General features: G+C 68.4%; 23 protein-coding genes. 9 read left to right on the top strand and 14 right to left on the bottom strand.

Annotated elements, in window-relative coordinates; all coding sequences use genetic code 11:
* The first annotated feature begins 136 nt into the window (after nt 1–136).
* From NVU01S_RS24325 to NVU01S_RS24305, 5 genes are all read left to right on the top strand, one after another.
* On the top strand, nt 137–1,216 hold the full coding sequence (locus tag NVU01S_RS24325) for a DUF5336 domain-containing protein (protein WP_043676441.1): 1,080 nt from the start codon (nt 137–139) through the stop codon (nt 1,214–1,216).
* Nucleotides 1,217–1,288: 72 nt separating this feature from the next.
* Nucleotides 1,289–2,797: a cell division protein PerM gene (locus NVU01S_RS24320; protein ID WP_043676439.1), complete on the top strand. Its 1,509-nt coding sequence runs from the start codon at nt 1,289–1,291 to the stop codon at nt 2,795–2,797.
* A gap of 98 nt (nt 2,798–2,895) precedes the next feature.
* Nucleotides 2,896–3,546 (top strand): phosphoribosylglycinamide formyltransferase, encoded by a 651-nt coding sequence (purN, locus tag NVU01S_RS24315; protein ID WP_052280982.1) that lies wholly within the window; start codon nt 2,896–2,898, stop codon nt 3,544–3,546.
* Complete coding sequence (gene purH / locus NVU01S_RS24310) at nt 3,533–5,116, top strand: bifunctional phosphoribosylaminoimidazolecarboxamide formyltransferase/IMP cyclohydrolase (RefSeq protein ID WP_043676436.1); 1,584 nt, start codon at nt 3,533–3,535, stop codon at nt 5,114–5,116. Before purN ends, purH begins: the two co-directional genes overlap by 14 nt.
* 94 nt (nt 5,117–5,210) lie before the next feature.
* Nucleotides 5,211–6,776, top strand: coding sequence for a family 20 glycosylhydrolase (locus NVU01S_RS24305; RefSeq protein WP_082032238.1), 1,566 nt, complete (start codon nt 5,211–5,213; stop codon nt 6,774–6,776).
* Nucleotides 6,777–6,788: 12 nt separating this feature from the next.
* On the opposite strand, the gene NVU01S_RS24300 is transcribed toward NVU01S_RS24305, so the two are convergent.
* Nucleotides 6,789–7,250, bottom strand: coding sequence for a hypothetical protein (locus NVU01S_RS24300; RefSeq protein WP_043676434.1), 462 nt, complete (start codon nt 7,248–7,250; stop codon nt 6,789–6,791).
* A gap of 232 nt (nt 7,251–7,482) precedes the next feature.
* Here NVU01S_RS24300 and NVU01S_RS24295 point away from each other — a divergent pair, with 232 nt between their 5' ends.
* Nucleotides 7,483–8,052 (top strand): LysM peptidoglycan-binding domain-containing protein, encoded by a 570-nt coding sequence (locus NVU01S_RS24295; RefSeq protein ID WP_029900020.1) that lies wholly within the window; start codon nt 7,483–7,485, stop codon nt 8,050–8,052.
* A gap of 75 nt (nt 8,053–8,127) precedes the next feature.
* On the opposite strand, the gene NVU01S_RS24290 is transcribed toward NVU01S_RS24295, so the two are convergent.
* The 9 genes from NVU01S_RS24290 to rpmB all read right to left on the bottom strand — a co-directional run bounded on the left by NVU01S_RS24290 (nt 8,128) and on the right by rpmB (nt 14,659).
* Complete coding sequence (locus tag NVU01S_RS24290; RefSeq protein WP_052280985.1) at nt 8,128–8,916, bottom strand: AAA family ATPase; 789 nt, start codon at nt 8,914–8,916, stop codon at nt 8,128–8,130.
* A gap of 4 nt (nt 8,917–8,920) precedes the next feature.
* A complete protein-coding gene (locus tag NVU01S_RS24285; RefSeq protein WP_052280980.1) occupies nt 8,921–10,546 on the bottom strand; it encodes an MFS transporter in 1,626 nt (541 codons plus the stop codon).
* Between the two features lie 18 nt (nt 10,547–10,564).
* On the bottom strand, nt 10,565–11,233 hold the full coding sequence (locus tag NVU01S_RS24280) for an AAA family ATPase (RefSeq protein ID WP_043676432.1): 669 nt from the start codon (nt 11,231–11,233) through the stop codon (nt 10,565–10,567).
* On the bottom strand, nt 11,230–12,219 hold the full coding sequence (locus tag NVU01S_RS24275; protein ID WP_043676430.1) for an AvrD family protein: 990 nt from the start codon (nt 12,217–12,219) through the stop codon (nt 11,230–11,232). Before NVU01S_RS24275 ends, NVU01S_RS24280 begins: the two co-directional genes overlap by 4 nt.
* A 51-nt stretch (nt 12,220–12,270) precedes the next feature.
* On the bottom strand, nt 12,271–13,260 hold the full coding sequence (locus NVU01S_RS24270) for a beta-ketoacyl-ACP synthase 3 (protein ID WP_043676428.1): 990 nt from the start codon (nt 13,258–13,260) through the stop codon (nt 12,271–12,273).
* Nucleotides 13,261–13,643: 383 nt separating this feature from the next.
* Complete coding sequence (gene rpsR / locus NVU01S_RS24265) at nt 13,644–13,898, bottom strand: 30S ribosomal protein S18 (RefSeq protein WP_014988314.1); 255 nt, start codon at nt 13,896–13,898, stop codon at nt 13,644–13,646.
* Between the two features lie 34 nt (nt 13,899–13,932).
* The gene (rpsN, locus tag NVU01S_RS24260; RefSeq protein WP_029899995.1) at nt 13,933–14,238 is read right to left on the bottom strand and encodes a 30S ribosomal protein S14; all 306 of its coding nucleotides are present in this window, start codon (nt 14,236–14,238) and stop codon (nt 13,933–13,935) included.
* 1 nt (nt 14,239) lies between these two features.
* Nucleotides 14,240–14,410 carry a 50S ribosomal protein L33 gene (rpmG, locus tag NVU01S_RS24255; protein ID WP_014988312.1) on the bottom strand — a complete coding sequence of 57 codons (171 nt, stop codon included), beginning with the start codon at nt 14,408–14,410 and terminating at the stop codon, nt 14,240–14,242.
* A 12-nt stretch (nt 14,411–14,422) separates the two neighbouring features.
* On the bottom strand, nt 14,423–14,659 hold the full coding sequence (gene rpmB, locus NVU01S_RS24250; protein ID WP_014988311.1) for a 50S ribosomal protein L28: 237 nt from the start codon (nt 14,657–14,659) through the stop codon (nt 14,423–14,425).
* Nucleotides 14,660–14,755: 96 nt separating this feature from the next.
* Here rpmB and mrf point away from each other — a divergent pair, with 96 nt between their 5' ends.
* Genes mrf through rpmF form a run of 3 tightly spaced genes read left to right on the top strand, consistent with a single transcriptional unit; the run spans nt 14,756 to nt 16,516 of the window.
* Nucleotides 14,756–16,081, top strand: a complete 1,326-nt coding sequence (gene mrf, locus NVU01S_RS24245) for a ribosome hibernation factor-recruiting GTPase MRF (protein ID WP_043676426.1) — start codon at nt 14,756–14,758, stop codon at nt 16,079–16,081.
* Complete coding sequence (locus NVU01S_RS24240; protein WP_029899997.1) at nt 16,078–16,341, top strand: type B 50S ribosomal protein L31; 264 nt, start codon at nt 16,078–16,080, stop codon at nt 16,339–16,341. Before mrf ends, NVU01S_RS24240 begins: the two co-directional genes overlap by 4 nt.
* A gap of 1 nt (nt 16,342) precedes the next feature.
* A complete protein-coding gene (gene rpmF, locus NVU01S_RS24235) occupies nt 16,343–16,516 on the top strand; it encodes a 50S ribosomal protein L32 (RefSeq protein WP_043676423.1) in 174 nt (57 codons plus the stop codon).
* Nucleotides 16,517–16,571: 55 nt separating this feature from the next.
* Here the strand turns inward: rpmF and NVU01S_RS24230 are convergent, their stop codons facing one another.
* The 4 genes from NVU01S_RS24230 to NVU01S_RS24215 form a co-directional block, all read right to left on the bottom strand.
* Nucleotides 16,572–16,796 (bottom strand): hypothetical protein, encoded by a 225-nt coding sequence (locus NVU01S_RS24230; protein WP_043676421.1) that lies wholly within the window; start codon nt 16,794–16,796, stop codon nt 16,572–16,574.
* A 448-nt stretch (nt 16,797–17,244) separates the two neighbouring features.
* The gene (locus NVU01S_RS24225; RefSeq protein ID WP_052280978.1) at nt 17,245–18,255 is read right to left on the bottom strand and encodes a DUF1906 domain-containing protein; all 1,011 of its coding nucleotides are present in this window, start codon (nt 18,253–18,255) and stop codon (nt 17,245–17,247) included.
* Between the two features lie 79 nt (nt 18,256–18,334).
* The gene (locus tag NVU01S_RS24220) at nt 18,335–19,093 is read right to left on the bottom strand and encodes an MHYT domain-containing protein (protein ID WP_052280977.1); all 759 of its coding nucleotides are present in this window, start codon (nt 19,091–19,093) and stop codon (nt 18,335–18,337) included.
* Nucleotides 19,090–19,656, bottom strand: coding sequence for a GTP-binding protein (locus NVU01S_RS24215; RefSeq protein WP_029900001.1), 567 nt, complete (start codon nt 19,654–19,656; stop codon nt 19,090–19,092). The genes NVU01S_RS24220 and NVU01S_RS24215 overlap by 4 nt, the downstream gene beginning before the upstream one ends.
* Nucleotides 19,657–19,695: the final 39 nt, after the last annotated feature.

The raw sequence follows: 19,695 nt of genomic DNA, 5'->3' as shown, positions 1-19,695 counted from the left end.
CGCGACCTGCTCGGAAACGAACGAACGAGCCGTCCGGCCGGTCCGTTGAGGGTGACCTGGGCGGGCGAGTGCAGTAGCGTCAGGAGAAGATCCAGCCAGCACAGACCACGTATGACTCGACCTAGGAGACGACGACATGTCATACCCGTCCGGGGGCTCCGGGTACAACACACCCGCGCCATCCACATCCGCAAGCTTCGGTTCGACGGCAGGTGGTGCCAGCTCCGGCTCGAGCGCGTCCGGTGCTGAGTCCAAGGGTCTGCCGTTCTTCCTGGTGGTCGGTGTCGCCGCGCTCGGTGTGATCAACTTCCTGCTCGGTTTCGTGCCCTACATCGGCACCAAGCCGGTCGACTTCGGCGGCACCCGGGTGTCCGGTAGCGAGACCGCCAGCCTGTTCGAGGCATCCGGTGCCGCGCTGCTCGGCATCCTGCTGCTCGGTGGTCTGCTCGCCGCGCTCTCGCTGCTGCCGAAGCAGAGCTGGACCGGGGCCGCCGCGGCCGGGTCCACCGCGGGTTTCCTCGCGCTGCTGCTGCACTCGTTCACGCTCAGTGACGGTATCGAGCTGAAGTGGGGCGCCTACATCCTGCTCGTGCTCGCCTTCGCGCAGGCCGCGCTGGCGATCGGCGCGGTGCTGTTCGAATCGGGCATCGTCAAGGCCCCCGCGCCGCGTCCGGCCGCGCCGGCGACGCAGGGTTACGCCCAGGGCGGTTACGGCCAGCAGCAGCCCGGCGCGTCGTTCGGCCAGAGCCAGCCCGGCTACGGTCAGCAGCAGGGTTACGGGCAGCAGCAGCCCGCCCAGTCGTACGGCCAGCAGTCTCCTTATGGCCAGCAGGCCGGTTATGGTGCGGCACAGCAGGCTTCGCCGTACGGCCAGAGCCAGCCGGGCCAGCCCGCCTACGGTCAGCAGCCGGGCCAGTCCTACGGCCAGCAGCCGTCCTACGGCCAGCCGACCACGGCTTTCGGTGCGGCGCAGCAGGGTTCGCCGTACGGCCAGAGTCAGCCGAGCGTGCCGCAGGCCCGCCCGGACGAGGGCGCCACGCAGCATTTCGGCTCGACCCAGCAGCCCGCCCAGCAGTCGCCGTACGGTGCGTCGAACTACGGGCAGCCGAGCCAGCCGGGTGCGCAGCAGGCTCCGCAGCCGTTCGGCGGGGAGCAGAGCGGCGATCCGGCCTCCGACGCCACCCAGGCGTTCCGGCCGTCCGAAGACAACAAGTAGCAGTCCTTCCCGGCGCGAGTTCGCGGCGCGCCTGACCCGCTCGCGCCGGGGAAGCTGCCACGCTGAATTGTCATGAACGCCCCCAGGAACTCCCTTGCGCGCCGGACCGCCGAGTCCCGCGGTGTGCCGGAACCGCACGCCGACGCCGAAGGGGCCGGGTTTCTGTCGTTGACCCCGGAACGGGCCCGGGTCCTCGTGCTGATCGCCGGGCGACCGACCGCCTACGCGCTCACCGCGATCATCGTCCTCATGCTCGCCGCCCTGTTCTCCTCGGGCAGCAATCTGGCCGGCACCTCGGGTGCCATCGCCGCGGGATGGCTTGGCGTGCATCAGGTTCCGCTGGTGATCGGCAAGACCTCGCTCGGCCTGCTGCCGTTGCTGCCGACGGCGCTCGTGGTCTGGCTGGCCGGGCGCGAATGCGCACGAGCGGTCGAACCCGGCAGTACCCGAGCCGATCTCGGCTGGATCGTCGGCGCCGCACTGGCCGGACCCCTGCTGATCACGGCCATCTGTCTCGCGGTCGCCGAGGACGCCTCCGGCGTCGTCGCGTTGCAACCGCCGAACACGCTCGCCGCCTTCGCGTGGGTCGCCGGGCTGTATCTGGTTGCGGCCCTTGGCGGGATCGCGACCGCCAACCGGCGCGGGGTCTTCGCGCTGCTGCGCCTGCCGGATTGGGCGATCTCCGGAATGTACGGGGCCGGTCGTGCGGTGCTGCGCCTGGTCGGCTGTGCGACGGTGCTCACGCTCGTGTCGTTTCTGCTGCACGTCTCGCGGGTCGGTGATACCTACGCCGGGGCCGGCAACGCTGCGGGCGTGCTCGGGCTGACTCTGCTCTCGCTGGCTTATCTGCCGAATCTGGTGGTGCAGGCGGTCGGTGTGCTCGTCGGCTCGACCGCGCAGATCGGTGCCGCCTCGTTCGGCCTGTTCGCCGTGGTGGGCGGGCCGATCCCGGCACTGCCGCTGCTGGTGGCGGTGCCGACCGGACCCGCGCCCGCCTGGTGGCCGGTGCTGCTGCTGATCCCGGCGGGGATCGGGGTCCTCGGCGGGCTCGATCTCGCGCGGCGCTCGACCGACCGGATCGGCGCGCCGTGGGCCACACTGAGCTCGGCCGCGCTGGCGACCCTGGTGCTGGTGCTGCTCGCGGCGGTGGCCGGCGGCGAACTCGGCACCTTCGGCCGGGTCGGACTGGACCTGCCGATCTTCGCCGCCGTCACCTTCGCCTGGCTGGCGGTCCCCGGGTATGCCGGCCTGGCGTTCGCGCGCTGGTTCCTCGTCCCGGTCGGCGCCGCGCCCGCGGACTACACCGATCCGTACGACGAGCACGACTACTACGCCGACGACTACGAAGACGATTACTACGCCGACGATCACTACGCGGACGACGACCGCGAATACCTCGACGACGAGTACGACGACTATCCGTACCAGGATCCGGACGAGGCGCTGGACGGCGAACTCGTCGAGGAACAGACGTCCATCGAGACGGTGCGCGCCCCCGGCGCAAATACCACACCGGACATCGTCGATGCCGAGGTGGTCGAGGCGGACCTGCCGGAAAGTCACCGGGTAGACGGTCGTTAGGCTCTACCCGGCGGAGCCGTTCCGACCGCCGTCCGATCGACCGCAGGAGTAGAGCCCTGAGCTCACCCACCCCGCCGCCTTCGCCGGCCGCCGACCCCGTGGCGTCGCCCACTGTCCGGTGGACCCCCACCGCGACGCCGGCGACCGTAGTCGTGCTCGCCTCGGGCACCGGATCGCTGCTGCGCGCGCTGCTCGACGCGGCCACCGCCGCCGACTTCCCGGCGCGGATCGTCGCCGTCGGGGTCGACCGTCCCTGTCCGGCGACCGCGCATGCCGAAGCGGCGGGCGTGCCGCATTTCCGGGTGGCGCTGAACGAGTTTCCCGATCGCGCCGCCTGGGATGCCGCGCTCACCGACGCGGTCGCGGGGTACGCGCCCGATCTCGTGGTTTCCGCCGGGTTCATGAAGATTCTCGGCGCGCGCTTCCTCGGGCGCTTCGGCGGCCGGATCATCAACACCCATCCCGCGCTGCTGCCCGCCTTCGCCGGCGCGCACGGGGTACGTGACGCGCTCGCCTACGGCGTGCGGGTCACCGGCTCGACCGTGCACCTGGTCGACGCGGGCGTCGACACCGGCCCGATCCTCGCGCAGGAGGCGGTGCCGGTGCTGCCCGACGACGACGAGGCGAGCCTGCACGAGCGCATCAAGGTTGTCGAACGGCGGTTGCTGGCGCAGGTGGTCGCCGCCGCCGCGACGCGGGGCATTGTTTCCGACGGACGAAAGGCAGTAATCCCTGATGAGCGAGTATGAGCGCAAGCCGTTGCGCCGGGCCCTGGTGAGTGTCTACGACAAGACCGGCCTCGTCGAACTCGCGACCGGTCTGCACGCCGCGGGCATCGAGCTGGTCTCGACCGGCTCCACCGCGAGCAAGATCGCCGACGCCGGTATCCCGGTGACCAAGGTCGAGGAGCTCACCGGTTTTCCGGAGACCCTCGACGGGCGGGTGAAGACGCTGCACCCGCGGGTGCACGCGGGCATTCTCGCCGACCTGCGCAAGCAGGAGCACGCCGATCAGCTGGCCGAACTCGGTGTGGCGGCGTTCGAATTGGTGGTGGTGAACCTCTACCCGTTCACCGCGACGGTCGCCAGCGGCGCGACTCCGGACGAGTGCGTCGAGCAGATCGACATCGGCGGGCCGTCGATGGTGCGGGCGGCCGCGAAGAACCATCCGTCCGTCGCGGTCGTCGTGGACAGCGGCGACTACGACCGGGTGCTCGCCGCGGCACAGTCCGGCGGGTTCACCTTGCCCGAGCGGACGGCGCTGGCGGCCAAGGCTTTTCAGCACACGGCAAGCTACGACGTCGCGGTGGCGAGCTGGCTGACCTCGGTGCTCGTGCCCGGTGTGGCGCAGGCGCCCGCCGAGGCGGGCGAGCAATTCCCCGGCTGGCTCGGCGGCACCTGGGAGCGCGCTGCCGTGCTGCGTTACGGCGAGAACCCGCACCAGGCGGCGGCGCTGTACACCGACAACGGCGGCAGCGCCGGTCTCGCGCAGGCACGTCAGTTGCACGGTAAGGAGATGTCGTACAACAACTACACCGATGCCGACGCCGCGTGGCGCGCCGCCTACGACCACACCGGTCCGACCGTGGCGATCATCAAGCACGCCAACCCGTGTGGCATCGCGGTGGGCGCCGATATCGCCGAGGCCCATCGCAAGGCGCACGCGTGTGATCCGGTGAGCGCCTTCGGCGGGGTGATCGCGGCCAACCGCGAGGTCACCGTCGAGTTGGCCGAGCAGGTCGCCGAGATCTTCACCGAGGTGATCGTGGCCCCCGCCTACGCCGACGGCGCGGTGGAAGTGTTGCAGCGCAAGAAGAACGTGCGCATCCTGGTCGCCGAGCCGCCGCGCCGGGCAGGCGCCGAGCTGCGCCCGATCAGCGGCGGCGCGCTGCTGCAGCAGCGCGACATCCTCGATGCCGCAGGCGACGACCCGGCCAACTGGACGCTGGTGGCGGGCGCGGCGGCCGACGCCGAGACGCTGGCCGACCTCGAATTCGCTTGGCGCGCCTGCCGGGCGGTGAAATCCAATGCGATCCTGCTGGCCCACGACGGCGCCTCGGTCGGCGTCGGCATGGGTCAGGTGAACCGGGTGGACGCGGTGCAGTTGGCCGTGCAGCGCGCGGGTGATCGGGCCAAGGGCTCGGTCGCGGCCTCGGACGCGTTCTTCCCGTTCCCGGACGGCCCGCAACAGCTCATCCAGGCCGGGGTACGGGCGATCGTGCAGCCGGGTGGGTCGGTGCGCGACCAGGAGACCATCGACTTGGCCCGGGAAGCGGGCGTCACGCTGTACCTGACCGGGTCACGGCACTTCGCCCACTAGTCGAGTCCGCCGCGCGCCCTTCGCTTCGCCGCCCGAATCGCCTGTGCTTCGGGATACGGGCAGCGAAGGGCGCGCGAGTTCGTAGAGTGGCCACATGTCGATGCGGACGACGGCTGTGGGTGTGACTGCGGTGCTGGTCGCGGCCGGGCTGGTGGTCGGCGGCGCGCCACCGGCCACCGCCGAACACACTTTCCCGCGGACGTTGCCGTCTGTACAGGCATGGCACGCCGGCGGTGCGGCGTTCCGCCTCGGCCCGCAGGTGCTCGTGCACTACGCCGAACCCGATTTGCAGGACACCGCAACGGATTTCGCGGCCGCACTGCAAGTCTTCACCGGTCGCGACGTCCGCGCGCAACCCGGCACGGCAGGCGGCGCGGGCGATATCGTCCTGACCACCGGGCCGATACCGGACGCCCCGGAAACCCCCGAGGCCTACCGCATCTCGGTCGGCGAGACGCTGGAGCTGCGCGGCGCGGCCGCGGCGGGCGCGTTCTACGCCACCAGGTCGGCTCTGCAGATGTTGCGCGGGCAGCCCGCGATACCCGGTGGCACCGTGACGGATTGGCCGCGCTATCGCGAGCGCAGCCTGATGTTGGACGTCGGCCGCGAGTTCCTGCCGGTGGAGCTGTTGCGCGCGCAGATCCGCCGCATGGGTCAGCTGAAGCTGAATCTGCTGCACCTGCACTTCTCGGACACCTTCGGGTTCCGGCTCGAAAGCGCGCGACATCCGGAAATCACCGCCGCACAGCACTATTCGCAGCAAGACCTCCGTGACCTGATCGCGTACGCGGCCCGGCACCAGGTCGAGATCGTGCCCGAGGTGGACTTCCCTGGCCACATGAACGGCATTCTGGCCGCGCACCCCGAGCTGAAGTTGCGCAGTGCGAGCGGCAAGGTCTCCGACGCGGCGATCGACATCGCCGATCCGCGCAGCTATGACCTGATGCGCGACATCCTGGAAGAGTTCCTGCCGCTGTTCCCCGGCCGCTATTGGCATCTCGGCGCGGACGAGTTCCTGCTCGACGGCGCGCAGGTGGCAGGCTACGACGAGTATCCGCAGCTCGGTGCCTACGCCCGTGCGACCTACGGGCCCGACGCCCAGCCGGTCGACGCTTTTCTCGGCCTGATCAACTGGGGTGCGGATATCGTCCGCGCGCACGGCAAGCGCCCGCGCATCTGGAACGACGGACTGCACGCGGGCGCGGGCACCCTCGCCCTCGGCGCCGACATCGTGATCGACTACTGGAGCCGGGCGGGCATACCGCAGCTGCCGCTGCCGTACTTCGGAAACGCGCGCAGCCCAGCCGATCTCGTCGCGGCCGGGCACGAGGTGCGCAACGCCGCGTTCACGCCGACCTACTTCGTCGCGGGCGGGCCGGTGTCGGCGGGCAACGTGCCCGCGCCCCTCACCTATCACCTGTGGGATCCGTCGCTGTTCGTCGACGGCAGCCGCCTCGATCCGCAGCAGAGCACGCACCACCTGGGCTCCGGGCTGTTCGTGTGGTGCGACGACCCGACGGTGCGTACGCCCGAACAGATCGCCGCCGCCATCACCATGCCGTTACGGGTCATGGCACAGCAGACCTGGGGTGCTCCGCAAGCGGGTAGCTACCCCGAGTTCGCCGCGCTGGGTGACGCGGTCGGCGAACCGGCACCGTAGCGCGGAGCTCCGCTACACCGCGCTGAGTACCTGACGGTTGCCCAGCGGTGACTTCAGTTGCACGTCGAGCGAGGCGAAGACGGCGATCATGGTGCACATCCGGCCGACCGCGTCGGCGCGGGTGCCGGCGCGCAGCTCGACGGTGACGGTCGAATCGGTCTCGCGCACAGTGGCGTCCACGCCGTAGCACTCCGGCGAGCCGGTCTGGAAGTTCACCGCGATGCGATCGTCGGCCAGACGGGTCCACGAGGTGAAGGGGGTCGGGCGGGCGCCGACGATGGTCGGGTCGGCGCTGAGTTCGCGGCCCCGGTTCGCCCCGGCGTCCTCCGTCGGGGTGCTCGGCGCCGCGCTGCTCGTCGTGCTGGTCTTCGGTTGTGCCGCACCATCATCCGAACTGCCGCACCCCGCGGCAACGAGACACCCGAGCACGCCGGCCAGGGTTGCGGCGCTACGGCCGCCGGACATCCGAGTCATGGCGACAACCCTAGTGGCGGATGCGCGGCGGCGTATGGCCGCCGTCGGGTCCCATCGCATACCGGGCGTGGGACCGCAATAGGACGCACCCCACAGTGAACTTTCGGCGAACCATGCGCGTAATCCCTCCGTAACTCCCACTCGAGCAGTATCTTCGGCCTAGATGCGCGCTTGGGTGTGGACGGCGGGCGTCGATGTCGGATGCTCTTCAGAACCTTCGAAAGGAAGAACCGTGGGCGACACGCTGCGCGTTGGCGAAGAACTCGGACTGGGCCAGTCTCTGCAAGGGGGTGCGTACAGCCTCACGCTGCAGAGCGACGGCAACCTCGTGCTGACCGAGCCGGACGGAAATGTTGTGTGGTCCACGCTGACTCACAACCAGGGTGTCGAGCGTGCGACCCTGCAGTCCGACGGCAACTTCGTCCTGTACAAGGGTGAGGGTGCGGCCTGGTCCACCGAGACCAACGGCAAGGGCGACCCGGATCGCCTGGTCGTGCAGGCGGACCGCAACGTCGTGCTGTACGGCAAGGACGGCAGCGCGCTGTGGGCGTCGGACACCAAGACCGACAACCCGCTGCCCGCCCCGGAGCCCGCCGCCGAGGCCGCGCCCGCCGCCGAAGAGGTGCCGCCCCCGCCGCCGGCTCCCGAGGTGCGCACCTACACGGTCGAGCCGGGCGACACCCTGTGGGCGATCGCCGAGCGCTTCTACGGCGACGGCAACCGCTACCAGGAGATCGCGAACGCGAGCGGCATCGACAACCCGGACCTGATCAACCCCGGCCAGGTGCTGACCATCCCGTAAATTATTGCGGTGCAAGACAACACGTGGGGCCCGGCGCGAATGTGCGCCGGGCCCCACGTCGTCGCGGGGGTGAGTTCAGTACCGCATGGCGTTCTTCACCCGATCACCGACGGACTTCTTGCGCTGGGCGGCTTTGTAGCGCGCATCGCTCTCGATCACCTTGATGGTGGTGCCTACTCGGCGGTGCGCCTCTTCGATCGCCTGATCGATCGGCATGACGATATCGAGATCGAACAGCTCGATGATCTTGTCGATCCGTTCGTGCACGCTCCCGCCGACCACCTCGTACGGAACTCCGAGTCCGCGGATCACGTCTAGCAGAGACTGGTCGGACAGCTTCCGGAACGACTCGGAAACCGGGCGATGACCGTCCGCGCGCATCGGAAACTCCACCGGCAGATGGACATACGCGTCGTAGAGCGTGTGGGCCCGTTCTTTGACGATGTCGCCGAATATCTGGGTGTATTCGCGCACCGGAGCTTTGCGGCCGATGCCGGCGAGCGACTTCATCACGCGGGACGGCCAGTTCGCGCCAGGGTTGATGCCGACCTGCAGGCGAGCCGTACCGTACACCCACTCGTGCACCACGGACCCATCGGAAACGAAAGAGTCGCTTGCCGATTCGTTCTGGATCCGCTCCTCGAACCGGCGCAGGCCGAGTTGGAGCAGCTCGATCGTGTTCAACTCGTTCAGTGTCTTGCCCGGCGCGATGTCCATCAGCAGTTGACGCGCGGTCATGGCATGGGTGCGCGGGATGCCGGTGGCCAGCGAGAGCGCCTCGGTGGTCGTGCTCTTGCCGGTCGAATAGGTGCCGGAGATGGCCAGCCGCAGGTGTGGGCGTCGCTGTCCGTCGATGAGATACACGAGCTCAGCGATCGGTGCGTAGTTGTTTGGCGCGGCGCGCACCCTCGGGCAACGGCAGCGGGCGGGTGACGTCGTCCTCCGGCGGTACCCCCGGCGCGGCCAGCGCGGCCTCGTTCAGGTCCTCACGGCGCAGCGTGAGAAAGGCGACCACGCCCGAGATCGCGGCGAGTACGGCGGCCAGCAGCATCGCCTGGTGTAGTCCGGACAGGTATGCGGTTTCGGCCGCAGCGCGCAGCGGTCCGTCCGCGGCCACCTGCGCACCACCGCCCGCGGCGATCACGTCGGCGACCTCGGAGGCCTTGTCGCCCAGCGCGGTTCGAGCCGCTTCGGCGTCGGTGAACGCATCGTCGACCCGGTTCTGGAAGAACGCGCCGACGGCGGCGATACCGATGGCCAGCCCGGCCTGCTGGAAAGTCTCGTTGACGCCCGAGGCCATGCCCGCCTTGTCCGGGATGGTCACCGCGATCGACAGCGCGGCGCGCGGCGGACTGAACATGCCCATGCCGAGGCCGATCAGGATCATGGCGGGGATCAGTGCGGTCCAACCGGAGTCCACGTCGGTCAGCGCCACCGCGGCCAAGCCCGCGGCGATCAACAGTTGCGAGGTGCCGACCAGGACCGCGGGCGCGAGCTTGGTGACCAGGCCACCGGCCACGGCGGCGGCCACGAACAGCAGCAAGGTCAACGGCAGGAAGCGGATGCCGCTGGCCAGGGCGGAGTAGCCGAGTTGGTTCTGCACGTAGGAGATCAGCAGGAACAGTGCCGGCATGACCGTGAAGGCGCACAGTGCGGTGACGACGGACAGGCCACCGAAAGTGTTGTTGCGGAAGAGGTTGAGGTCGAACATGGCCGCACCGCGTCGGGTGATCTGTACCCGGGCGAACCCGGCGAGCAGCAGCGCGGCGATCACGAAGCAGATGATTATCCGCGCACTCGCCCAGCCGTCCTCCTGTCCCCGGAGTAATCCGAGAACCAGGAAGAACAGCCCGGTCGAGAAGGTAGCCATGCCGAGCCAGTCCACGGGCGGCGTTGCGTAGCTGCGTGATTCGCGCATCTTCAGCATGCCTGCGGCGAGTGCGCCGACGGCCAGTGGGACGTTGATCAGGAAGATCCAGCGCCAGCCCGCGGTTTCGGTGAGCCCGCCGCCGATCAACGGGCCGAAGGCGATCGCGAGGCCGGTCACCGCGCCGAAGACGCCGAAGGCCATGCCACGATCCTTGCCGCGGAACTCGTGCCCGAGCAGCGCCGGACCGACCGCGAAAAGGATTGCCCCGCCCAGACCTTGCACGAACCGGGCGACCACGAGGACCTCGACGTTCGGCGCGATACCGCACACGAGCGAGGACACCGCGAAGACGACCATCCCGATATTGAAGACTTTTCGGCGCCCGATCCGGTCCGCGAGCGAGCCGGCGGCCAGCAGAATCGCGGCGAGACCGAGGGCGTAGGCGTCCAGAATCCATTGCAGGGACGAGAACGAGGAATCGAACGCCGTGCGGATGTCCGGCAGGGCCACGTTCACGACGGTCAGGTCGAGCATCAGCATGAAGGTGGCGACTGCCACCCCGACGAGAGTCCAGATCGCGGTATCCGATCGCCGGAACGCGGTCTCGGTCGGTCCGATGGCCATAAGCGAATTATCCTCTGTTCAAGGGGTTTTCGACGCAGCGGCGACAGCCCTGTCGGCTGGGACGAGTTCTGGAAGACGATACAGGCGGGTCAGCTGGGTGATCACATCCTCGAACGATCCACCGAACACGAAATAGGGGATGGTCGATGCGTGCACTGTCTCGAGCAGGATCCGGTCGGCGAGCGCGCGTTGCTCGGCATCGTCGCCGACCAGCGTCGCCGGATCTATGCGCAGATGGACGAACGCATCGTAGGTCGCGGCCGCCCGGCGGGCGACGATCGCTCCGTGTGCGGCCAGAAACCCCTTCTCGAAGCGGCGATTCGGAATATCCCGCGGGTTGGTCAACCGACTGAGGAATCGGCGGCTGCGCCGCAGGGTCTCGGCCAGGGCCCACTCGTTCAGCACCGATCCATCGGAAACAAAACCGGATTCGGTGCCTGCCTCGGCGGTTATCCGCCGCTCTAGCATGCGGATCGGTAGCTCGACCGTCCGTGCCAGCCGCCGCGTGCTCGTCACCACGGTTGATTCCGGCGACAGGCCGGTATGCGGTAACCCACTGGCCAACGACAGCGCGGTGGCCAGCGTGGTCTTGCCGGTGCCCGGTGCACCGGTGATCGCCAGCCGTACTGCCGGTAGTTGGGTCCGCACACTGGTCGGCGCCGGGCGGAGGATGGTGTCGGCGGTCATTCCGGTAGCTGGTGCGCGAGCAGGCAGGAGCCGGTGACGCCGTTGAACGCTTTGATCTGGATATCGGCACTGCGCCAGCGACTTCCGCCACGATCGATGATCGATGCGCGCCGGATCTCCAGGATGCCCTCGAAGGAGTCGTCGATCGGGCGGTGCGGACCGGCCGTGATGAACTCGAGTTTGCGCATCCAGAGGGTGTTGCTGGTCGCCCGGGTGAGTGAATCCAGGTGGTAGAGCAGGATTTGCGAGGACTGGGCCGCGCCGACCACGGAATCGATGGGGGAGGAGCTGTACGAGTACGCCGACTCCGCGCCGGCGAACCCGCCGACCTGGCCGGCCGTGATCCGGTGCTGCCCGGTGATTCTGGTGCCGGTCTCGTCGACCGTGAGTTCGCTCGCGGTCAGCGTGTGATTGACCAGGCCGTTGAGGTAGTAGTGCGGTGCGGGACCGAAAATCTCGGCCAGGCCATCGAATTCGTCCAACCCAGGCTCGGACTGCGCGCCGGACCCGGGCGGGTGCACGATCGACAGGGTGCCGTTCAGCGGGCCGACCTGGAACTTGAAGGTGGTTTCGATCTCGGATTCGGTGGTGTCGGAGGCGCCGACGACCTCCGCGGTCACCGGCACGTCGGCCAGATCCTCGTGCGGCGAGGCGCCCGCGCGGACGGTGGCGTGGCGCACCCAGGAACGCGCCGATTCGGCCGCGGAGAGTTCCCGTGAGCGGGCCACCGCGGCGTCGCACAGTGCCGCGGCGAGCATGACGGTGTCGACGCTGCTCACGTGCGGGATGAGCTCGCCGTCGCGTTTGGTGGACCAACCGGCCGGGTAGGTCAGGCGCGCCCGCCCGGAATGCTTGGCACCCACCTGGTTCGACCTGCTGAGCGCGAGCCGGGTGAACTCGCGGCCGACGTTCTTGTAGCCGTCTCCGAAGTATCGGCTGGTGTGCGGGCCAAGGGGTTCGTCATAACTGGAGAATGAATGTTTCATATTTTGGCACCGCACTTTCGAACACAGATCGAACAGATGACACAGGGCGGATCAGGCGACCGGTGGAAGGCCGAATACCTGTCCCGCGTACGACAATCCGGCCCCGAACGACACCTGCAACGCGAGCTGTCCGGGTTTTGCCCGCTCCGAGGTCACCAGGTCGTCGATGGCCAGGGGAAGGGCCGCGGCGGAGGTGTTACCCGATCTACGGACGTCGTCGGCGATCGCGACCGACTGGTTCTCCCAGCCGAGTTCGCGGACCACGCTGTCGATGATGCGCTGGTTCGCTTGATGGGGAATGAACACCTCCACCTCGGTCAGCGCGACCTCGCCCGCTGCGGCGATCTCGCGCACCAATCCTGGGACCGTCGCGGTGGCCCAGCGGAATACGGAGGTGCCGTCCATCTGCAGTGACGGCCGGACGAGCGTGGGGTCGGCGCGGAACTCGTCCCAGGTCGGCTCTTGGCGGATCAATCCGGCGTACGCGCCGGAACTGCCCCACACCGTTCGGCGGATATGCCCGGTGTCCACGCGGGTCACCAGGGCCGCGCCCGCGCCGTCGCCGAAGATCGGCCCGACGGACGCCTGGGCGAGATCTATGTTGTTACTGAGCTTTTCCGAGCCGATGACCAATATCGTGTCGGCCTGTCCGGCATTGATGAGTGCGGCGGCTTGGCCGATACCGTGGGAGTATCCGGAACAGCCTGCCGAGATATCGAAGGCGGCCGGGCGGTCGCAGCCGAGTTCCGCGGCGACGGCCGGGGCGGCCGCCGGGGTCTGGGTGAGTTCGGTGGAGGTGGCGAGCATCACGACATCGACTGCACCGGCCCGCATTTCGGCGGCGCGCAACGCCGCGTCGGCCGCGGCGGCGGCCATGGAGGTCACCGTCTCGTGGTCACCGGCGAAGCGGCGTTCGGCGACTCCGGTCCGGCGGATGATCCACTCGTTGTCGACGTTCAGGCCGGGCGCCAATTCGGCGTTGGACACGATCCTTTCGGGCCGATAGACGCCAATCATTGATATGCCGGCCTGCAAAGTCATGTCACGACCTCTCAATCACCCGGCGAAGGTCCGTTACTGGTCTGTTACCAGTGAGGTAATCTAACATTCTGCGCGTGACCGGGTGTGAGTACGTTTGGCTATAACACCTGAAGTCGCATCGGATGTGACCGATGTCACAGCGCTATGGGTTGCTTGTGAATCCCCTGTGCGACAAAGTGTTCGAGCTACTGCCGGGTAGGTGAACAGTTGGCGTACGCGAAGTGTCCAGCGGTGCAGATCTTTTCGGTACCCCGCTGTGTCGGGCGCGCGGGCACGCCACGAATTTCTTTGGGGTGGAACGGCTCCCGGCTGTGCCAAGCCTGGCCAAAAACGGCGGCGACGCCCCCGTGGACGGGGGCGTCGCCGGACGGTGGTGTTCTGGTCTACCGGCTGGTGAACGGCAGCAGGGCCATCTCGCGGGCGTTCTTCACCGCGACGGCGACCTGGCGCTGCTGCTGCGGGGTGAGCCCGGTGACCCGGCGGCTGCGAATCTTGCCTCGATCGGAGATGAACGTGCGCAGCAGGTTGATGTCCTTGTAGTCGACCTTCTCGATGCCTGCGGCGATGAGCGGGTTCTTCTTCGGACGGCGGGCCTGCTCGGCGCGAACCTTCTTCGACGGTGCTCGCTTGACTGCCATATGACGGGATCCTTCGTACGAGAACAGTGGTTGTCTACCAGCTCGATTTGCGCACACCGGGCAACTCGCCCCGATGGGCCATCTCGCGCACACGCACACGGGAAAGGCCGAACTTCCGGAGGTGACCCCGCGGTCGTCCGTCGGCGGCGTCCCGATTGCGCAATCGTACCGGACTGGCATCGCGCGGCTGTCGTCGCAGCTCAGCCTGGGCTTCAGCGCGCACGGCCGCCGATGTGCCCGGCTTGCGGATCAGTTCTTTCAGCTCGGCGCGCCGGTCGGCGAAGCGCTCGACCACGGCGCGGCGCTGCGCGTCGCGGGCGATCTTCGACTTCTTCGCCATCTCAGCGCTCCTCTCGGAAATCGACGTGCTTGCGGACCACCGGGTCGTACTTGCGCAGCACCATGCGGTCGGGATCGTTGCGGCGGTTCTTCCTGGTCACGTACGTGTACCCGGTGCCCGCGGTGGACTTCAGCTTGATGATCGGCCGGATCTCGGTCGACTTGGACGCCATGGTTGCTCCTGATCAGATCTTGTCGCCGCGGGCCCGGATGCGCGCCACCACGGCTTCGATCCCGTCCCGGTCGATGGTCTTGATGCCCTTGGCCGACACGGTGAGCGTGATGCGGCGGTCTTCGCTGGGCAGGTAATAGGTCTTGCGCTGGATGTTGGGGTTCCAGCGGCGGCTCGTTCGTTTGTGCGAGTGCGAAACGGACTTGCCGAACCCGGGCCGGCGCCCGGTGACCTGGCAGTGCGCCGACATGCGGGCTCCTTCGGGTAGATGACAATCATTTTCGACAACGGCTGCTCGACAATGTACCGTCGGCTTACGGCAAATGAAAATCGTTATCGAAAAGAGGTGCTGTCCGTGCTCCCACCTGAGGCCGACCGACGCACGCCCGTCGTAGTGCTCGCGGGCTTCGCCGGGCTCGCCGAGGCAGGCGTCCACCAGGTCGCGACCGCGCTGTGCCGGGTATCCGAGGGCACGGGCACGGTGGTCGTCCAGCACGACCTGCGGCAGCTGCGCGAAGGCATCGTGCACCGCACGGTGCGCAGCGCGACCTACGAGACCTCGGACGTGCTCGAGCTCGCGCACGGCTGCGTCTCGTGCACGCTGCGACGAGATCTGCTGCCGCTGCTGCGCACCCTGGCCGCGCGGGACTCCGTCGACCGCATCGTGCTCGCCCTGGATCCCGCCTTCGAAGCCGAGGCCGTGTGCCAGGCGATCGAACACGTGGTGGTCGAGGGCATCCTGGGCCGGGTCGACGCCCCGGCCGGGCGTGACGTACGGATCGAAGCGGTGCTGACCTGTTTGGACGCGAGTGCCTGGCTGGCCGACGCGACCGGTGAGGAGACGCTCGCCGAGCGCGGCCTGGCCCGGGCCGACGACGAGCGCACGGTGGCGCAGCTGGCCGTCGGCCAGGTCGAATTCGCCGATGCCGTCCTGGCTTTGGGGCCGGTTGAGGCGGGCGGCGAGGCCGATCGCGGCCGGCTGGCCGCGGTACTGACCCGGCTGGTGCCCGATGCGCCCGTGGTCTGGGTCGACGATCCGGCCACGCTGCACAACGCGCAGGTCGAGGCGCTGCTCGCGCGGATCCCCGCGCACGCGCGGCGCGGGCGGGTGTTCGACGCGCACGCGCCGCTGCTACGCGGCCAGCCGCCGCTCAGCAGCGATTACGGCGTCACCCTGCTGGAGTTCGCCGCGAGCAGGCCGTTCCATCCGGCCCGCTTGCACGAGGCGCTCGACGTGCTCTTCGACGGCGTGGTGACCGCGCGCGGCCGGATGTGGCTGGCCACCCAGCCGGACGAGGTGGCGTGGCTGGAGTCCGCGGGCGGTGGCCTGCGCGTCGGCAGTGCGGGCCGCTGGCTGGCCGCCATGTCGGAAGCGGAACTGGCGCAGGCGGATCCGGATCGCCGGGCGATGGCCGCGCTGCGCTGGGACGACCAGTTCGGCGATCGCGATATCTCGCTGGTGATCCTGGTGCACGACGCCGATCCGGCCGAGATCCGCACGGCGCTGCACTGGGCGCTGGTGGAGGACGACGAACTGCGGCTGGTCGAGCGGTCGCCGGAGCGGGTCGCCGAATGGGAGGACCCGTTCGGCAGCTGGCACGCCGACCCCTGCGACAGCGACGTTCCCATGCCGGTCGAAGAGAGCAACCGCCCGAGAGGAGAAGCACTATGAAGACAGGAATTCATCCGGACTACCACCCGGTGGTGTTCGAGGACGCCGGCACCGGCAAGCAGTTCCTCACCCGCTCGACGGCCACGAGCGCGAACACCGTGCAGTGGTCCGACGGCAACACCTACCCGCTGATCAAGGTCGACGTGACCGCCGATTCGCACCCGTTCTGGACCGGCGCGCACCGCGTGCTGGACAGCCAGGGCCGGGTGGAGAAGTTCGAGCGCAAGTACGGCAAGCGCACGCGGCGCGGGGAGGCCTGAGATGGCGGTACCGAAGCGGAGGATGTCGCGCTCGAACACGCGCAGCAGGCGGGCGCAGTGGAAAGCGACGCCGCCGGACCTGGTGCCGGTGACCGTCGGCGGTGTGGTGCACAAGGTGCCGCGTCGGTTGGTCGCCGCGGTGCGGCGCGGACTGATCGATCTGGACCGGATCTAGCGCGTGCACGACGGCGGGCCCGCAGCGAACTCTGCGGGCCCGCCGTCGTTGCCGGTTATCCCTCTTTTTCGGCGAGGTCCGCGAGCGTCGCGGCGAGCCGGAAGTACTTGTTGCTGGCGAGGTCGGCGATCGACTTGATCTTGAGCGCCTCGAGCAGCTGCTTGTCGTGCGCTTCGGTGAGACCGGCGAGGGCCGAGGGCGGAGCGGAGAGGATTTCCTTCAGCGACTTGTTCTCGTACGCCTTGTCGAGAGCCTTGTCGAGCACCACGTTGACGGCCATGCGAACTCCTTCGAACGAACCTGAATGTGCGGCGCCCGATCGAGCGCCTTGTGCCAGCCGACGATAACGCGCCCTGTGCCGTTGTGGGCGATGAACGCGCCGAGCGACGGACGAGGCGGTCGCGAGACTTGTCACGCGGGGTTGATGACCGGTTGCGGCCGACCGAGAGCGTCATCCGCAATCGAGCAGCAATCGGTATGTTCGAAGTGACGGGGTGACCTCGTGTGCGATGGAATTGCGCCTGAATAGCTGATGGGTGAAATACCTACTGTGGGTTGGTTATTGGCGGTCGGAAAAGTCTTCATGAAGTGATGCGTTCGTGTCCCGACGCCGGTACCCTCGTGCGAGAGGGCGGGTTCTCCCGGTTCCCGGGAGAGCCCGCTCATCGCCAAACTTCCTGGCTACAAGGCCTTCTCGCCCGCGGTTCGATCCGCGACAGCAGCCGAAATCACCGCGCAGTACGCGATCCCTGGGCATTGTTGTCTGGCTTACCGACGTCATTTCCCGGCAAACCGGGCAAGTCGGGCAACAGCGCCTCCAGGCGCGCCAACTGCTCGCCGACCAACGCCGCGGGCCCCTCGATCAGCGAGAACGGCCACGGCCAATGCCTGCCGTTCAGCCGCGCCACCTGTTCGACCAGGTCGGCGGTCGTCGCCTCCAATTCGCTGATCTCGGTGCGCAGTTCGCCGACCTCGCCCTCGAGCTCATCGATCCGCGCCAGGGCGGCCGCCAGTCCGTCCACCATCGTGCGCTTGCGGCCCTCCGCGTCGGTACCCAGCTGTGGCCAGCCCGCCAAACCCGGCCCGCGCAACTGGATCTGGATATCGCGCAGTACTGCCTCTTGCTCCGGCGTCACGTCGCCGCCCTCCTGTCCGGAATCCCACTGGCCGAAATCGGTCGTCTCGGCCACGTTCACATCGCAGACCACGCCGCCGACGATCTGCTGACGCGCCGTCTGGTGGATATTGCGGCGCGTCTCGACCTTGCCGCCCGACCACGCATCGGTCTGCCAGGCCCACTCGGCACTGCCCGCGTCCAGAGCGCGGCTCACCGACCAATAGCCGCCGTAGGCACCGACATTCGCGCGCCCGAGCACCGTTGCCGCGCCGTCCAGATAGGCGTTGAGGCGCTGCTGGTCCTGCGGCGTCGCATCGAAATCGGCGGAGAAGTAGATCGGCCGATCCTCCCGGCCGCCACAGCGCAACACCTGTGCCAGCCCCGCGCGGGCATCGACGATCCCCGCGCCGTAACCGTCCAGCATGCGCGCGGCGGTGGTCTCCCAGTTCGACACGATCGAAATACCGTGTGCGCGCAGATCATCGGCCTCGGCCGGGGTCAGCAACTTGCCCGGCAGGGTCGGGCCGCCGTCGGACAGATACCGGACCACGAAGTCGAACCCCGCCGCGCGGATCGCCGCGCCACCCGGACGACCGGCGGCGTAGTCCAGACCGAAACGCATGTCTCTCACTGTAAATCGGGCCGGGATGGAATTCCGGGGCATCGCCGAACCGGCGCAAGCGCGCGCCGACCGGCCGAACTCAGAGACCCGACGTGGGCTGCATCGTCCGTATCGCGACCGGGGCGCGGCGCTCCGGTGCGATCAGAATCGCGCTGATCGGAATGGCCAGCGACATCATGCTGAGCACGAAGACCGGAACGAAGAACCCGAACAGGTCCTCGCCGGGCGGGATGCTGACGCCGACCGACACCTGGCTCTCCAAGCCCATGAGGTCGGTGTAGTGCATACCGGCGATCCCGGCGGCGAACACCAGCGCGGCCGCGACCAACGCCGGCAGCGGCCGCCACGTCTGGGTGAACCACAGCGTCGCGAGTGCGGTCACGATCGCGATCGCCGCCGCACCGAGGACCAGCGGCAGCTGTAGCGTGGTCGAACCCTGGATCCGGATCGCGTCCAGCGCCAGATAGTGCATCAGGCCGAATCCGCTGCCCATGACCACGCCGGCGGCGATCAGCCGCGGTATCCGCAGCGTGATCCCGTTGATCGTCAGTGCGGCCCACACGGTCAGTACCGCGACGAACACCGCCCCGGTCACATTGGTGACGTCGTAACGAACGAGGCTGCCACGCACCGAGAAACCCAGCAGTGAGACGAACACCGGCAACCACACACCGATGCCGCCGATCGACACGGCCGCCGCCACCTGCCACACCGTCCGGAATCGGCCGGTCGAGGATTTGGCGGACTGCCGGATACAGGTGAACCCGATCAGGGCACCGACCATCGACACCGCGACGGACAGGCCGATGATCCAGTAGCCCATGGTGAAGTAGCTCAAAGCACCGCCTGTTCGCGTTCCTGCACAGCCAGGCGCTGAATGGCGTATTCGGTCACCGCGGCCAATGACTGGCGAACCTCGTTGGCATTGCGCGCGTCGATGTCCACGATCGGGACGCCCTCGCGCACGGCGAGCGCCTCGCGCAGCTCGGCGATCGGGAAACGCGGCGCGTTCGGAAAGCGGTTGACCGCCACCAGGAACGGCAGGTTGCGGGCCTCGAAGAAGTCGACCGCCGCGAAGCTGTCCTCCAGCCTGCGGGTATCGATCAGCACGACGGCGCCGATCGCACCGCGGATCAGGTCGTCCCACATGAACCAGAAGCGGCGCTGACCCGGCGTGCCGAACAGGTACAGCACCAGGTTGCCCGGCAGGATGATCCGGCCGAAATCCATGGCGACCGTGGTGGTTTCCTTCTCCGGCGTGTCGGCGAGGTCATCGATGCCGTCGGAGAACCTGGTGACCATTGCCTCGGTCCGCAGGGGAACAATCTCCGACACCGCACCGACGAACGTCGTCTTACCCGCGCCGAAACCACCGGCCACGACGATCTTCGTCGAGGCCATCCGGTTTTCCGTCTCGCCCTGGCCGGGGTTGGTGTCGGG

Origin of the sequence: Nocardia vulneris (assembly GCF_001613425.1) — a bacterium.
Taxonomy (GTDB): Bacteria; Actinomycetota; Actinomycetes; order Mycobacteriales; family Mycobacteriaceae; genus Nocardia; species Nocardia vulneris.
Note: the sequence above shows the minus strand (reverse complement) of the source record. Positions and strands in the feature narration are given on the sequence as shown.